The organism is Nisaea sediminum (assembly GCF_014904705.1).
In the GTDB taxonomy this organism is placed as follows: domain Bacteria; phylum Pseudomonadota; class Alphaproteobacteria; order Thalassobaculales; family Thalassobaculaceae; genus Nisaea; species Nisaea sediminum.
The window spans coordinates 44,744-59,328 of record NZ_JACZCQ010000006.1; the positions used below are offsets into that span (position 1 = coordinate 44,744).

Consider the following 14,585-nt stretch of genomic DNA (forward strand, 5'->3'; position numbering starts at 1 on the left):
TCAACGCATCGCGCCGATCACGGCCGCAGAGCTATTCGTTCTCGACGAGGAACATCGGCGGCGTCGCCGGTCCCATCCGGACGCTCGGCCCTGCCGCGATCATCTTGCCCTTCACCGGCGAGGAGAGAACGATCGAGGTCGTCGTCTCTCCGTATTTCCGCATCTGGGAGATGACATGCTCGAGATGCACCATCGAGGAGACGATGACCTTGATCATGTAGCTGTCCTGACCAGTCACGTGATGGCACTCGAGGACTTCACTCAGGGTGTGCGCGACCGTCGCGATCTTGTTGTAGTGCTCGCCGGAGGTCTTCAGATGGATGAAGGCCGTGGTCGGGTATCCCAGCTTTTCCGGATTCACGATGGTCCGGTAGCCGTTGATGATCCCGAGATCCTCCATCCGGCGCACACGCTCGGCGACGGCGGGAGACGACAGGCCGACCCGGCGCCCGAGTTCGCTGAAGGAGAGGCGCGCGTCTTCCTGCAACACCCGAAGGAGCTGCCAGCCGACCTTATCCAGTTGACCTTCGCCGTTACTACTCATGGGCTGTCCCCCATAACCGCAATACCCGCGCATGATAGTGTGCCGGACCCGTTCCTGCAAAGCACCTCTGGCAAATGCGGAAGGATAGCGGCATGAACCTGACGTTCAGACGCCTCACGCGCGAAGATTGCGTTGATTATTGCACTACCAGTAGAATTGCGGCACGTTAACCATACAGTTGTGTGCTGGGGTTTTGGGAGCGTTAAGAGTGGCACGCGTTATCGGTAGCGACCGTATCAGAAAGAACGTCACGATCGGCAATCGGCGTACAAGCGTAAGTCTGGAAGCACAGGTTTGGAATGGACTGTCCGATATCTGCAAAAGAGAAGAGATCGGCATAGACGCACTCTGCACGCGCGTCGCGGAGCGCCGCAAGGAATCCAGCATGTCCTCCGCCTTGCGCGTCTTCCTGCTGACCTATTTCAGGCTTGTCGTGGAGAATATCGAGCAGAGCCTCAGCGCCGCCCCGCAAGGCGGCATGGGAGAAGATGTCCAGCCGCCAATCCCCGGTTTTCTCGATACCGCCCTGCAGCGCTTTGCGCTGGAACAGGAACAATATGCCACGAGCGAGCAGGCGCAGGCCGCGCACTAGCTCTCCGAAGGTTCGGGTCGGGACCTACCAGGCGAGCGATCCGGCGAAATAGGCCGGCCGCGCACCGTGCTCCGCGATCAGGGCCGGGAGCTTCTGCACCGGATCTCCGGCGAGTTCCCCCGCGTGGATGCCGCCGCCGAGCAACAGGCTGTCGATGCCGGCCCGGTTGGCGCCGAGAATATCCGTTTCCAGATTGTCCCCGACGACGAGCACCCGCTCCGCAGGGAGTGCGATCCGCTCCAGGCAGTGTGTGAAGATCTCCGGGAACGGCTTGCCGAAATGGCGCACCCGGCCGCCCAGACTTTCATAGCGCTCCGCCATCGCGCCGGCACAGATCTGCCTAACGCCCAGTTGGAACACCGATTTGTCCGGATTGGCACAGACCATCGGCAGACCGCGGCCGGCACCTTCGGCGAGCAACGGCTCGACCTCCTCGATGCGGGAGTCCGGGTTCTCCGGTCCGGCGTTGAGGATCCAGTCCGCCTCGCCGACCTCCGCGACCTCGGTGAAGGCACCAGCCGGAAGCGTGTCCGGAAAGCGCGCCCGCCCGAGCCAGAGCACCCGCTCGCCGAGACTCCGCGCCTCGGCGTCATTCCTGCCGCCCACGATGTCAGCGACCATACCGCCCGAAGTCACGATGTCCGTGAACCAGGAAAGCTCGAAACCGATCCCCGTCAGCCGTTCCGCGACCACCGACGGGACGCGCGGGGAGTTCGAGAGCACCAGCAGTTTCTTCTTCCGCTCCGCCAGCGCCCGAACGGTCGAGAGCGCGTCCGGGAAGGCTTTGCCGCCGTCATAGAGCGTGCCCCAGACATCGAAGATGAAACCGTCATAACGCTCGGCGATTTCGGAAAAGGCGGACAGCGTGGCGGGCATTCAACGGGCTCCCGGTCGGAATACGGTTCAAGATTGAGATGGGGTGGCGTCCGGCGACGCCTTACTTGGCGGGCTGCGTCGTCGGCCGCGGTTCCCCGAAGAGATAGCCCTGACCGTAGTCGATTTTAAGGTCGAGCAGGTCGAGCAGCATGTCCTCGGTCTCGATCTTCTCGACGATGAGATCCATGGCGCAACGATCGAGAGCGCCCTTGAAGCGCCGCATATCGAGCTGCGGATCGTCCCCCCGGGCAAGCTCGTGCAGCATGTGGGCGCCAACCTTGATGTATTTGAAGCCGAGACTCGCCAGATGCGGGAGGTCCACGTCGAGTGAACGGACCTGATCGAGCGAGAAGTGGAAGCCGAGATTCTGCAAGCGCTGCAGGTTGACCTGGGTCTCGTAGCTCGGATTGACGATCGCTTCCTGTTCGAATTCGAAAAAGAGGTTCGGAATCAGCTTCTGGTTGTCCGCGAGGAACTCGATGAAGTCGGTGAAGAAATCGACATCGGTCAGCGAGCCGTTCGAGATGTTGCAGAAGAAGGCGAGATCCGGCTGTCCGCGCACCGCGCGACGGACCAGCTGGATGCAGCGGAACAGCAGCATATTGTCGATCACCGCGACCAGCCCGGCTTCCTCGGCGAGCGGAATATACTGCTCCGGCGTGATGACCCGTCCGCGGTCGTCGACGATGCGCGAGAAGCATTCGTAGAATTGCCGCTTGCGCGACGGCAGCTTCACGATCGGCTGCAGATAGAGGTCGACCCGGTCCTCGCGCAGCGCCTGTTCGACGATGGTCAGAACCTCCGCGTCGTCGATCAGCAGCAGCGGCTCGCCATGGCTTTCGGCCGCCGCCACCGCCGGCAGGCCGATATCGTCCACCTTTTTCGCCGCCGCGGCTTTCGCCTTGGGCTTTTCCGGCGTCTTTGCGGAGAGCTGCCCGAGCAGGCCCTGCAGGACCTTCAATTCGGCCACCACATGGCCGCTGTCCGGCATTTCCTCGATCGCCTCGCGGATTCGGGAGAGCTCCTCTCGCGCGGCGTCCAGGTCCTGCCGCGTGACCGCGAGTTCGTGCGCCAGCACCTCGAGCTGCCGTTCCGAGGAGGCACGCGCCGCGCCGAGCGAAAGGCCGGTCTGCACCAGCCCGCCGACCGTCAGCAGCGCCAGTCCGGCACCCCAGCCGGGGATCGCCAGCACGGGGACTTCGGGCAGCAGAACGGCAAGCGCGATGGCCGGCAGAATGTAGAAGCTTGCGATCAGGACGTTACGCAATGGCGCGGTCCCCTTCCCAGGTTCAGGGCGCGGTCCCGGTTTCCACGCCGACAGCCTCCGCGAGGGAGGAACATCCGTCCCGTTCAAGCAACGTGCCAAGTTCGTCGGCGATGCGTCTGACGAGACCGGGTCCTTTATATATCAAAGCGGTGTAGAGCTGAACGAGGGAGGCACCGGCCTTGATCTTGGCATAGGCCGCCGCGCCCGAATCGACACCGCCGACGCCGATCAGCGGAATCTTTCCGCCAGTCAGGCAATAGGTCTTGCGCAGGATCTCGGTCGAGGGGCCGAACAGCGGCGCGCCGCTCAGGCCGCCCGTCTCGGACCGGTTCGGATTCCTCAGGCTCTCGGGGCGCGCGATCGTCGTATTGGAGACGATCATGCCGTCGATCTCCTCCTCCAGTACTACGCCGACGATGCCTTCGAGCTGCTCATCTCCGAGGTCCGGCGCGATCTTCAGAAGGATGGCGGGCGCGTTCTCCGGCACCACCTCCGCGCGCGCCGTCTTGGCAGCCCTGAGGAGGTCGCGCAGCGGTCCCGGCGCCTGCAGGTCGCGGAGACCCGGCGTGTTCGGGGAGGAGACGTTGATGGTGATGTAATCGGCGAGCGGCGCCATCGCGGCGACACCGGCCGCATAGTCGCTCTCCGGCGTCTCGACGCCCTTGTTGGCACCCACATTGGCGCCGACGATCCCCTCCGCTCTGACACGGCCGGAAAGACGGGCAGCGCCCGATGCCAACCCATTGTTATTGAAGCCGTTGCGGTTGATCACCGCTTCGTCCTCCGGCAGGCGGAACAGGCGCGGGCGCGGATTGCCCGGCTGGGCCTTCGGCGTCATGGTCCCGACCTCGACGAAGGCGGCGCCGAGCCGGAGCGCGCCGGCATAGGCCTCGGCGTCCTTGTCGAACCCGGCGGCAATCCCGACAGGGTGCGCAAAATGCAGGCCGAAAAGGTCCTGCGCCAGACGCGGATCCGGCTTCCAGCTTGTGCCGACCGGCATGAAGCCCGATCCAAGAACCCTAACGGTGAGACGGTGCGCGGTCTCCGGATCGAGACAGCGCAACAGGGGGAGCGCGAGATCGGCGAGCATCGGCGTCTTATTCCGCCTTCATGTCGGGAAACTGGTGGAGACCGTCCGCGCCGAGCGGAAGATCGAACTCGGCGGCGACGGCGGCGACGGGCAGAGGACCGTAGAGATGCGGGAAGAGATCGCCGCCCCGGGCCGGCTCCCATTTGAGCGCGTCCCCGAGCTTGTCGACGTCGACTTCCAGCAGAACGAGACCGGCCTCCCCCGCGCGGTGCTTTGCGGCACTGGCCGCGACCTGCAGCGCGGTCGAGAAATGCAGGAAACCGTCGGCATTATCCTCGCGCGACCCCGCGTAGCTGCCGTCGGCCTTGGCGCGGTCCCAGTCGGCGCGCCGGGAAAGGTGGTAGATCCACCGGAAGGGTGCTGTGTCTGTCATGGCCGGGAGAGTAGCCGCCGCCCCGCGCGATCTCAAATTGTTCCGCTCGCAAGTGTGACAATTGCGACATTGGCATCCGTGGAGCCTGCGGGCTAAGCTTGCCCGAAATCCGGGGCGCGTCCGCAGACCCCCGAGTAATCTAATGCAAAAGTTTGGAGCAATGCGATGAAATCGCTGACCTATCTCGACGGAGAATGGCACGAAGGCAATCCGGCCGTGCTCGGTCCGGCCACCCTGGCGACCTGGCTGGGTGCAGTCATTTTCGACGGCGCACGGGCTTTCGAAGGCGTCGCGCCGGACCTCGACCTGCATTGCCAGCGCGCCTGCGCCTCGGCCGAGAAGATGGGGATGAAGTCCCCGATCTCCGCGGCCGAGCTCGAGAAGCTCGCGATCGAGGGGATCAAGAAGTTCCCGAGCGACGTCGCGCTCTATATCAAGCCGGTCATGTGGGCGGAGGACGGGTGGATCTATCCGAATCCGGAAACCACCCGCTTCATGCTGCATATCTTCGAGTCGCCGCTGCCGGAGCCGAAAGGTTTCTCCGCGCACGTCTCCTCGCACCGCCGTCCGGCGCCCGACCAGGCGCCGACCGACGCCAAGGCCGCCTGCCTCTATCCGAATGCGGGCCGCGCGCTCCGCGAGGCGAACCTGGCCGGTTTCGACAATGCGGTCATGCTGGACCCGATCGGCAATGTCGCCGAGTTCGCCACGGCGAACATCTTCATGGCCAAGGACGGCGTGGTGAAGACCCCGACGCCGAACGGCACCTTCCTCAACGGCATCACCCGCCAGCGTGTGATCAAGCTGCTCCGTGCCGAGGGCGTGACCGTCGAGGAAGCGACCGTGACGCCGGCGGACCTGCGTGCCGCGGACGAGATCTGGTCGACCGGCAACCACGCCAAGGTGATGCCGGTGACCCGCTTCGAGGAGCGCGAGATGCAGCCGGGCCCGATGGCGACCAAGGCCCGCGAACTCTACTGGGCCTACGCCAAGACCGGCGCCTCCTTCTAGGGCGCCGTCCCCCGTGACCTTCTCCATCGCGGGATACTGTGCCGAGACCGGCCAGATCGGCTGCGCGCTCGCGACCTCCAGCATCGCGGCCGGCGGGCGCGTCGCCTTCGCCCATTGGGGTGTCGGGGTCGTGCTGACCCAAGCGCGGACCGATCCCCGGCTCGGTCCGCAGGGTCTCGCCCTGCTTCGGAGCGGTCACAATGCGGAGGAGACCGTGGCCTCTCTCGTCGCCTCCAGTCCGGACCGCGACTGGCGCCAACTGGCCGTGCTGGACAAGGACGGCAATGGCGCCTTCCACACAGGTCAGCGGGTCTCCGCGCCGGCCGATGCCATCACCGCCAAGCATTGCGTGGCGGCGGGCAACTGGGTGAAGGACGAAACGGTGGTCGCCGCGATGGTCTCGGGGTTCGGCCAGGATCCGTTCCTGCCGCTCGCCGAAAGGCTGCTGCGCGCCATTGAGGACGCGGTCGCCGCCGGCGGCGAGCTCGATCCGCTCCGCTCGGCCGCGCTCGGTGTACATGGCCGCAACGGCTTTGCCATGGTGGACCTGCGGATCGACCGCTCGGAAGAGCCGGTCGCCGATCTCAGGGAAGCCTGGAAGGAATGGGAGCCGATCATGCCCGGCTATATCGAGCGTGCCCTCTCGCCGGCGACTGCGCCGGCAACGGAAGACCTCGAAGGGCACTCGAAAAATTAAGGCCCCGGCTCAGTCCTGCGGGCGGAACTTCTCGATCAGGGTGCCGACACCCGCGGCGTCGCTGAAGATATCGAGCTTCTCTACCTCGACCTTGACCGCGTTGACGCGCCGGTCGTCGAACGCAAGATCGGCGATCCGTTCCGCGAAACCCTCGACCAGCAGGACGTGGCCGGCCTCGGCGATCATCCGGATGCGGCCGATGAAGGTCTCGTAACAGAACACCCGGCTGTAATGGTTGCCGATCCCCTCTTCGGGGTAATCGAGAGTCAGGTCGACGCAGATCTTCACCCGCTGCGGCTTCGCCTTTTCGAACTCGTGCACACCGATGAACATGTTGAGCACGAGATCGCGGATCCTGACCGTGTAGCTCGGCTGGCGCTGCCGTTGCGCCGCGCTCTCGCGCACGACGTCGAGCGGCGTCACATTATCGCCGATCCGTTCTCTGGCCACGGGGACTCTCCCTTCCTCTCGAGCGGCTCCGAGCCCCATGGGTAACGCATCCGGCCGCGTCGGAACATCCGAAAAGCGTCATTTTGCCGTCGATCGCGGCCGGTTGCTCTCTGCGGGAACGACAGCTCAGGTCTTGATCTTGAAGAAATCGACCGGCTTCATCAGGCAGTTCTGCTGCTCGACCAGGCCGCCCAGCTCGGCACTTTTCTTCGTGTATTCGAGCCAGTCCGGGTCGGCCCACATGGCCGCACGCTTGGCTTCGCGATCACCCGCACTCTCGTAGACCCAGATATGGATGTAGGTGTTCGGGTTGCCGGTCTCCGTCACCATGTAGGCAAGCGGCTGGCCCAGATGCTTGGTCTGCGGCGCCTTGCCGTATTTCTCGTAGATCTCGAGATGTTTCTTGATGGTGCCGGGCCGGCAGGTATAGGTGCGCACGTCGAGCAGCATGATTTCTCCTCCCATTGGAATACTGATGGAGGCAGCATAGGCGGAGGGCGAAGCCCTCTCCAGCGCCGAACGAGAAAGAGATTACTGGCCGAAGCCGCGGCAGTCCGGCCCGCTCCGGGAGATCAGTCGAGGCGGCGAACCCGTCCTTCAACACCGATCTTGACGCCACCCTTGGCCTGAATGAAATCGATCACCTGGTTCGCCATCAACCGGGCGGAGCTGGCATCGACGACCGGTTCGCCGTTCTCGAGGGATGTGTATCCGTCACCGCCACGCGCGACGAAATCGTTCACAGCGACGACATAGACCTTACCGAGATCAAGCGGCAATCCACCGACTTTGACGTCGGAGACCCGCGATCCGGCCGGTTTGTTTCCGCTATAGGCAAAGCTGATCCCCGACACATGCGGGAACCGGCCCGCGGCCTCCTCGACTTTGGAGACCCCATTCTCGAGCGCCGCCTTCAGGTCCGATCCCTTCAGGCGCATCGTCACCGTCTTGTTGCCGAAGGGCAGTTCCGTGAGGACGTCCTTGCGGGTCAGCACGCGGCCTTCGACATAGGTCGTATCGCCCCGGATCCCGCCGCCGTTGGTCAGCGCGGCGTCCGCCCTCGTCGCCGCCCGCATCGCGTCGGCGACGAGATTGCCGAAGGCGTTCTCCCCGCTGCGCACCGAGGACCGCCTGGTATCGAGCGCAACCTCGGTCGGACCGATGTCGACAGCGAGTTCCTTGTCGAGTTCCGCCATGTATCCGGCGACCCGCTGCGCGATTTCCGGGTCCTCCTCGACATCGAGCGTGTTGACCATGGAGAAACTCGGCTGCCAGACCAGTTGCGGCCCGCCCCGGCCTTCGACCCGGTCGATCACGATGTCCATGATGCCGACGAAATTGCCCTGGCTGCCGGACTTCAGGATCGCCTGCTTGCCGTCGTAGAGGATCAGCACCAGGTGATCGTGACCGCCGAGCACGATGTCAATGCCGGCAACCTGGCGCAGAGTCTCGAGATCCTCCTGATAGACCGCGTGGGTCAGCGCAACCACCAGATCCGCCCCCTGTCCGCGGAGCGCTTCTGTCGTCTCCTTTGCCGTCTCTGCGAGTGGCGTAAAGGCAACGTCCGGACCGGAACTCGACAGGCTCGGTGTGTCTGTGGTCGTCAGCCCGAGCAGGCCGATCCTGTATTCCCCCGCCTCGATCAGAAGCGAACGGTCGGCACCCGGAAATCCGGGCTTGCCCTTGTAGGAGATGTTGCTGCCGAGGACCGGGTATTTCGCCTCCTTCAGCCGGTCGATCAGGACCTCTGGCCCGAAGTCGAATTCATGGTTGCCGAGGACCGCCGCGTTGAAGCCGATGGCGTTGGCGAGCGCCACCATGTGCGCGCCCTTGTCGAACCCGGAGAGGAGCGAGGGCGAGATCATGTCGCCACCGAAGGTCAGCAGAACCTGCCCGCCTTCGGCTTCGACCCGATCCCGTTCGTAGCGGGCGATGCTGGCGATTTTCGCCGCCCCGCCGGCCCGATCCTTCGGATCGAGACGGTCCCAGTCGTTTACATGAACGATGGAGAGCCGGAGCGGCTCCGCAAATACCGAGAATCCCGCGAGAGACGCGAAGGTCGCAAGGAGCAAAGCGGGTAAAACCGTGCGGAGCAGCACACGCATGAAATCTCTCCGAATAGATAACGGCCAAGCCTAGCCGCTTTTTCGGTAAATTTCACCTAATCCCGTATGAAAGAACGATTCTTCCGCTTATCCGGCGCGACGCATGCCGGAACGGCGGGCCTTCGGCGTGTCCTCGTCAAAGAGGTTGGTCAGCTGATCCATCATCGTACCGCCGAGCTGTTCCGCATCCACGATCGTCACCGCACGGCGATAGTAGCGGGTCACGTCGTGGCCGATGCCGATCGCGATCAGCTCCACCGGGGACCGGGTCTCGATATACTGGATCACCTCGCGCAGATGGCGCTCGAGATAGTTCCCCGGATTGACCGACAGCGTTGAATCGTCGACCGGCGCACCGTCGGAGATCACCATCAGGATGCGGCGTTCTTCCGGCCGGGCCAGCAGGCGCTGATGCGCCCAGAGCAGGGCCTCGCCGTCGATATTCTCTTTCAGGATGCCTTCGCGCAGCATCAGGCCGAGCGACTTGCGGGCATGGCGCCACGGCGCGTCGGCGGACTTGTAGATGATGTGGCGGAGATCGTTAAGACGGCCCGGATTGACCGGCTTGCCGCCCTGGATCCAGTTCTCGCGCGACATCCCGCCCTTCCAGGCGCGCGTGGTGAAGCCGAGCACCTCGACCTTCACGCCGCAGCGCTCGAGCGTCCGCGCGAGGATGTCCGCGCTCATCGCGGCGATCGAGATCGGCCGGCCGCGCATGGAACCTGAATTGTCGATCAGCAGCGTGACCACGGTATCGCGGAAGTCGGTGTCCTTCTCCATCTTGTAGGAGAGCGGGCTTTCCGGCATGACCACGACGCGGGCGAGCCGCGCGGCATCGAGGATGCCTTCCTCGAGGTCGAAGTTCCAGGACCGGTTCTGCTTCGCCAGCAGCTTGCGCTGCATCCGGTTGGCGAGCTTTCCGATCATGCCCTGGAGGTGACTGAGCTGCTGGTCCAGAAGGGCACGGAGCCGCGCCAGTTCCTCGGCATCGCAGAGCTCTTCGGCCAGGACGACCTCGTCATATTCGGTCGTGAAGGCGTGATAGGCCTTCTGCATGCGGTTGGCGTCGTCGGCGTTGTGCATCGGCGGCGGCGTACCCGGATTGGCCGGCTGATCGTCACCCTCGCCGGGCTCGAAATCGCCGTCCTCGCTGTCCTCGCCCTCGCCGGCCTCGTCGCCCGCTTCCATGTCGGACGGAACCATCTCGGAGGAGGTGCTGTCCTCGGCGGTGCCGCGGGTCCCGCTGTCGTTCAGCTCCTCACCTTCGCCGCCATCGTCCTCGGCCTCCGAATCCGACTCGGATTCCTCCGTCATGCCCTCTTCCCCGATCTCCAGATCGAGATCGCTGATCAGCTGACGGGAAAGTTTCGCGTAGGCTTCCTGGTCGTCGATGTGCCGGGAAAGCTCGGTCAGCGTCTCGCCGATCTTCGAGGTGACCCAGGGCCGCCAAAGATCGACCGCACCGCGCGCGCATTCCGGAGGCGCCTCGCCGGTGATCGCCTCGCGCGCCATCAGTCGGACCACTTCCGACAATGCCACGTCTTCCTTCTCGGTGACGTTGGCAAGGCCCTGCTTCTCGTAGCGCTGCTCCATCGCGGCTTCGAGGTTCCGGGCAACGCCGGACATCCGCATCGAGCCGAGCGCCTCGACCCGCGCCTGTTCGGCCGCGTCGAAGATCTCCAGCGCGGCCTGCCCCGTCGGCTGCCGCCGGGCATGGGTCGCGGCATCGTGGTAGCGGAGTTTCAGAGCAAGACCGTCAGCCTCGCCCCGGACCCGGGCGACATCCTCGGCCTTGAGGCCGCGCGGCGGCGAGGGCAGACGCACGCGGTCGCCGGAAGCGCTCGCCGTGTCCGCCCCATAGGTGACCTCCAGCTCCTTCTCGTGCGCCATCGCACGCACGCAGGAAGCTGTCGCACGCTTGAAATCCTCAAGCCGGTCGTCGTCCGCCGATGATGCCATGTCAGGTCTTCCGAGCCGTACGGCCTGTTATTCCGCCGCGCGAATGCTGGTTTCCGGCAGGTCGTCGCCGAAACAACGCTGGTAGAACTCGGACACCGTGCTCCGCTCGACCTCGTCGCACTTGTTGAGGAAGGTCAGGCGGAAAGCGGTCGCGACATCGCCGAAGATATTCGCGTTCTCGGCCCAGGTGATGACGGTACGCGGCGACATGACGGTCGAGATATCGCCCGACATGAAACCGGCCCGCGTCAGATCCGCCAGAGACACCATGTTGGCGACGGTCTCGCGGCCTTCCGGCGTGTCGTAGCTCGGCAGCTTGGCGAGAATGATGTCGACCTCGCGATCGTGCGGCAGATAGTTCAGCGTGGTGACGATGCTCCAGCGGTCCATCTGACCCTGGTTGATCTGCTGCGTGCCGTGATAGAGGCCGGTCGTGTCGCCGAGACCGACCGTGTTGGCGGTCGCGAAGAGGCGGAAATACTTGTTCGGGTGGATCACCTTGTTGGTGTCCAGCAGGGTCATCTTGCCGTCCGTCTCCAGCACGCGCTGGATCACGAACATCACGTCCGCGCGGCCGGCATCGTATTCGTCGAACACGAGCGCGACACAATTCTGCAGCGCCCAGGGCAGGATGCCTTCGCGGAACTCGGTGACCTGCTTGCCGTCGCGCAGGACAATGGCGTCCTTGCCGATCAGGTCGATACGGCTGATGTGGCTGTCGAGGTTGACGCGCACGCAGGGCCAGTTCAGGCGGGCCGCGACCTGTTCGATATGGGTCGACTTGCCGGTGCCGTGATAGCCCTGGATCATGACCCGCCGATTGTGGGCGAAGCCTGCGAGAATGGCGAGCGTCGTCTGCTTGTCGAAGAGATAGGTCGGGTCCAGCGTCGGAACGTAGTCGCTCGCCTCGCTGAACGCCGGAACCATCATGTCGACATCGATGCCAAAGGTCTCGCGGACCGACACTTCCGTGTCCGGCGCTTCGATATGGTGCGCGGGCTTGCGCTCGTAAACATGTGCTGCCGCCATGGCCTTCATTCCCAAGTGATGTGGGTGACTCTCCGGCGCCGGAACGTCGTCAGCGAGGTTCCCACGCGTTCAAGATAGAAACTTCTTCAAAGTCGTATAGGCCTCGTTGATGATTTTCAACCGTTCTTCGGCCTGCTTGTCGCCGCCATTCGCATCCGGATGATGCTTTTTTACGAGCTGCTTATACCGGGCCTTCAGCTCCACTTCCGAAACCGGCGGCTCCAACCCCATGATTGCGAAAGCTTTTCCTTCCGCCGTCTCGGCTCCAGGACGGGTCGGACCGGCACCGGAGGCTGCCCCCATTTCCTCGTCACCATTGAGCGCGCCGAACGGGTCTCTGTAATCCCCGGCAACAAACTTGCGATAAGCCGCCGCGGCACCGAGCGGCCAGGTCGGCCGGTCCCAGGTGGTTGAGCGGCGGATCGCCTGTTCGAGTTCTTCAGGCGATACGCCTTCGTAATAGTTCCATTGCTTATTATATGAGCGCACGTGATCGAGGCAGAACCAATAATAGTCCTCCAGACGGTCGCGCGCCTTCGGTGCCCGGTGCTCTCCCCGCTCGCGGCAGCCGGGCGCATCGCACCGGCGGAATCCGGATTCGGCAGCGTAGCTGTCGATTTTCAGGGAATCGCTTTGCGCCTTCCGCATACCGTGGTTTCCAAATTAGCTCTGGCCCCGCATTTGCAGGTCGTTCGAAACTGGGGGTTATCGCCCCGCACAAAATCCGGAAAGGCCGCGCGAGCGGCCAAAGGAGTTAAATTAATGTCCGTGACCGAGACGATCAAAGTGAAATTAACCGCAGCCCTCGCTCCAGCGCATCTCGAGGTGGTTGATGACTCCCACCGTCATCGCGGACATGGCGGTTGGCGCGAGGGTGGAGAGACCCATTTCAATGTCGAAATCGTCTCCGACGCCTTCGCGGGAAAGTCGCGTATCGAGCGGCAGAGGATGGTCCATGAAATCCTCGCGGCCGAACTGGCCGATCGCGTGCATGCCTTGTCGATCAAGGCCAAGTCACCGGCCGAGTAACCGGAGTGAGACCCAAGCGATGCAATCAAAAAGGGATTTCTTATGACTGAATCGTTTTTTAGTTGCGTAAAAATTACATACGCTGATACATCGGAGCACGTGCTCCAGAACGGCAGTACGGTCTGAATATGCGGGTATCGGTTTGTCAACGCTCATAAGCAAGAATGTTCTGGTCGACGGACGCCGCACCAGCATGCGGCTCGAGCCGGCGATGTGGGACGCCCTCGGCCAGATCGCCGCGCGCGAAAATCTTACCGTTCATCAGATCTGCGGGATCGTGAACCGGCACCGGATGAACACGTCGCTCACCTCCGCGATCCGCGTCTTCATACTGGGTTACTTTCGGATCCTTGCGGATAACCTGGAACGAAGGCCTGCGGTCGGCTCCGAGGAATCGATCATCCATATGGTGTTCCGCCAGACGGAAGAGTTCCGGAACTCGCCGCAACTTGGGCGTTACGCCGGCTCCTTGTAGTAATCCGGCCAGATCTCCTTCACCACCGGGCTGCTTTCTCCGAACGCGTGACAGGAATTGAGCAGCGGCGGGGTGCCTTCTCGTTCCGGCTCCTTCTCGCCGCGCTCCCGCCGGAGACGAGCCCGCTCGCCGTAGAGCGTCTGATAGGCCGTCGTCGCCATCGGCCAGAGCAGTTCGACGAGATGGGTGCAGCCTTCCGCACCGCCGAGCGACGACAGCACCTTCTTGCGCCAGCCGGGACCGATGCGCACGCCTTTAAGGCGCTGGAAGTTGCCCGTTATGGCCGGACAGATCTCGAACGGCCCGTTATCCGTCACCGCCTCGACCGCGTGAATTGTGAGATCGTCGTCGACCGTCAAGCGGATCGACATGTCGTGGATCGGCTCGCCCGGCTGAATCCCGCCCCGGAACTTGTTCGGAACCTCGTATGTCTTCACGTCCGTGATGCGGCCCTCGATATCGAGCAGGCCGTCATCCCGCCGGAAGCCCTCGCAGGTGACACGGCGCGTGTGGACTTTCCGGCGCGGCGCCGGATCTGACAAGGGCATGGAACTCTCCGGAGTGATATTGCTTTGCAGCAAAAATCAGTCCGGGCCGCGCGGAAGTCAATTCCCTCGGCACCGCCGGTTTACGGCAGGCCGGCCATTCCGGATCCCGAAATGAAGGCCTCGCGCTCCAGGACGGCTTCCTCCAGGTCCTCGCGGACGGCCGCGTAGATGTCCCGGATCGATACCATGCCGATGATTTTTCCATCCTCCTCCACGGGAAGATGCCGGAACTTGCCTTGCTGCATTCGCTGCAAGGCGTCCATCACCGACGCCTTGGGTCCGATGGTTTCGGGATTCGCCGTCATAATCGCCGAAATCTTCGTCTCCGCCGCCGGCAGTTCCTGGGCGACGAGCCGTCCCGCGATGTCGCGTTCCGAAAGAATGCCGACCAGTTCCTCGCCCTCGAGAATAAGCAGCGCGCCGATCTTGCGGCTGGTCATCAGTTTGGCGGCGGCAAGAACCGTATCGCTTGGACTGAGCGACGAGAGATCCTGCTTATCGACCACGTCGGGTACGATGTGTCTGGACATGGCATTCTCC

The 14,585-nt window shown here is 63.6% G+C and carries 18 protein-coding genes; 5 read left to right on the plus strand and 13 right to left on the minus strand.

The window, feature by feature from the left end; translation table 11 throughout:
- Positions 1–31: 31 nt before the first annotated feature.
- Complete coding sequence (locus IG122_RS12200; protein ID WP_193183885.1) at positions 32–544, minus strand: Lrp/AsnC family transcriptional regulator; 513 nt, start codon at positions 542–544, stop codon at positions 32–34.
- Between the two features lie 208 nt (positions 545–752).
- Here IG122_RS12200 and IG122_RS12205 point away from each other — a divergent pair, with 208 nt between their 5' ends.
- Positions 753–1,136 carry a ribbon-helix-helix domain-containing protein gene (locus IG122_RS12205; protein WP_193183887.1) on the plus strand — a complete coding sequence of 128 codons (384 nt, stop codon included), beginning with the start codon at positions 753–755 and terminating at the stop codon, positions 1,134–1,136.
- Positions 1,137–1,160: 24 nt separating this feature from the next.
- Here the strand turns inward: IG122_RS12205 and IG122_RS12210 are convergent, their stop codons facing one another.
- The 4 genes from IG122_RS12210 to IG122_RS12225 all read right to left on the minus strand — a co-directional run bounded on the left by IG122_RS12210 (position 1,161) and on the right by IG122_RS12225 (position 4,742).
- Entirely contained in the window at positions 1,161–2,012 is an 852-nt protein-coding gene (locus IG122_RS12210; protein WP_193183889.1) for a TIGR01459 family HAD-type hydrolase, read from the minus strand.
- A 61-nt stretch (positions 2,013–2,073) separates the two neighbouring features.
- The gene (locus IG122_RS12215; RefSeq protein ID WP_193183890.1) at positions 2,074–3,279 is read right to left on the minus strand and encodes an EAL domain-containing protein; all 1,206 of its coding nucleotides are present in this window, start codon (positions 3,277–3,279) and stop codon (positions 2,074–2,076) included.
- Positions 3,280–3,301: 22 nt separating this feature from the next.
- Complete coding sequence (locus IG122_RS12220) at positions 3,302–4,369, minus strand: quinone-dependent dihydroorotate dehydrogenase (protein WP_193183891.1); 1,068 nt, start codon at positions 4,367–4,369, stop codon at positions 3,302–3,304.
- A gap of 7 nt (positions 4,370–4,376) precedes the next feature.
- A complete protein-coding gene (locus IG122_RS12225; protein WP_193183892.1) occupies positions 4,377–4,742 on the minus strand; it encodes a DUF952 domain-containing protein in 366 nt (121 codons plus the stop codon).
- Between the two features lie 165 nt (positions 4,743–4,907).
- On the opposite strand from IG122_RS12225, the gene IG122_RS12230 reads away from it, so the two are divergent.
- Positions 4,908–5,753 (plus strand): branched-chain amino acid aminotransferase, encoded by an 846-nt coding sequence (locus IG122_RS12230; RefSeq protein WP_193183893.1) that lies wholly within the window; start codon positions 4,908–4,910, stop codon positions 5,751–5,753.
- A 13-nt stretch (positions 5,754–5,766) separates the two neighbouring features.
- On the plus strand, positions 5,767–6,450 hold the full coding sequence (locus tag IG122_RS12235) for a DUF1028 domain-containing protein (RefSeq protein ID WP_193183894.1): 684 nt from the start codon (positions 5,767–5,769) through the stop codon (positions 6,448–6,450).
- Between the two features lie 9 nt (positions 6,451–6,459).
- On the opposite strand, the gene IG122_RS12240 is transcribed toward IG122_RS12235, so the two are convergent.
- The 6 genes from IG122_RS12240 to IG122_RS12265 all read right to left on the minus strand — a co-directional run bounded on the left by IG122_RS12240 (position 6,460) and on the right by IG122_RS12265 (position 12,641).
- Positions 6,460–6,900: a dihydroneopterin aldolase gene (locus tag IG122_RS12240; RefSeq protein WP_193183895.1), complete on the minus strand. Its 441-nt coding sequence runs from the start codon at positions 6,898–6,900 to the stop codon at positions 6,460–6,462.
- A gap of 126 nt (positions 6,901–7,026) precedes the next feature.
- Positions 7,027–7,350, minus strand: a complete 324-nt coding sequence (locus tag IG122_RS12245) for an NIPSNAP family protein (protein WP_193183896.1) — start codon at positions 7,348–7,350, stop codon at positions 7,027–7,029.
- A 122-nt stretch (positions 7,351–7,472) separates the two neighbouring features.
- Positions 7,473–9,005 carry a bifunctional metallophosphatase/5'-nucleotidase gene (locus IG122_RS12250; protein WP_193183897.1) on the minus strand — a complete coding sequence of 511 codons (1,533 nt, stop codon included), beginning with the start codon at positions 9,003–9,005 and terminating at the stop codon, positions 7,473–7,475.
- Positions 9,006–9,092: 87 nt separating this feature from the next.
- Entirely contained in the window at positions 9,093–10,964 is a 1,872-nt protein-coding gene (gene cobT / locus IG122_RS12255; protein WP_193183898.1) for a cobaltochelatase subunit CobT, read from the minus strand.
- Positions 10,965–10,991: 27 nt separating this feature from the next.
- The gene (cobS, locus tag IG122_RS12260) at positions 10,992–11,993 is read right to left on the minus strand and encodes a cobaltochelatase subunit CobS (RefSeq protein WP_193183899.1); all 1,002 of its coding nucleotides are present in this window, start codon (positions 11,991–11,993) and stop codon (positions 10,992–10,994) included.
- 69 nt (positions 11,994–12,062) lie between these two features.
- Complete coding sequence (locus IG122_RS12265) at positions 12,063–12,641, minus strand: J domain-containing protein (RefSeq protein WP_193183900.1); 579 nt, start codon at positions 12,639–12,641, stop codon at positions 12,063–12,065.
- Between the two features lie 114 nt (positions 12,642–12,755).
- Here IG122_RS12265 and IG122_RS12270 point away from each other — a divergent pair, with 114 nt between their 5' ends.
- Positions 12,756–13,022 carry a BolA family protein gene (locus IG122_RS12270; protein WP_193183901.1) on the plus strand — a complete coding sequence of 89 codons (267 nt, stop codon included), beginning with the start codon at positions 12,756–12,758 and terminating at the stop codon, positions 13,020–13,022.
- Between the two features lie 142 nt (positions 13,023–13,164).
- Positions 13,165–13,497: a ribbon-helix-helix domain-containing protein gene (locus IG122_RS12275; RefSeq protein ID WP_193183902.1), complete on the plus strand. Its 333-nt coding sequence runs from the start codon at positions 13,165–13,167 to the stop codon at positions 13,495–13,497.
- Here the strand turns inward: IG122_RS12275 and IG122_RS12280 are convergent.
- Both IG122_RS12280 and IG122_RS12285 read right to left on the minus strand, forming a co-directional pair.
- Positions 13,479–14,045: a DUF2889 domain-containing protein gene (locus IG122_RS12280; RefSeq protein WP_193183903.1), complete on the minus strand. Its 567-nt coding sequence runs from the start codon at positions 14,043–14,045 to the stop codon at positions 13,479–13,481. The two genes, IG122_RS12275 and IG122_RS12280, sit on opposite strands and share 19 nt — an antisense overlap.
- 80 nt (positions 14,046–14,125) lie before the next feature.
- Complete coding sequence (locus IG122_RS12285) at positions 14,126–14,575, minus strand: CBS domain-containing protein (protein WP_193183904.1); 450 nt, start codon at positions 14,573–14,575, stop codon at positions 14,126–14,128.
- Between the last annotated feature and the right edge of the window lie 10 nt (positions 14,576–14,585).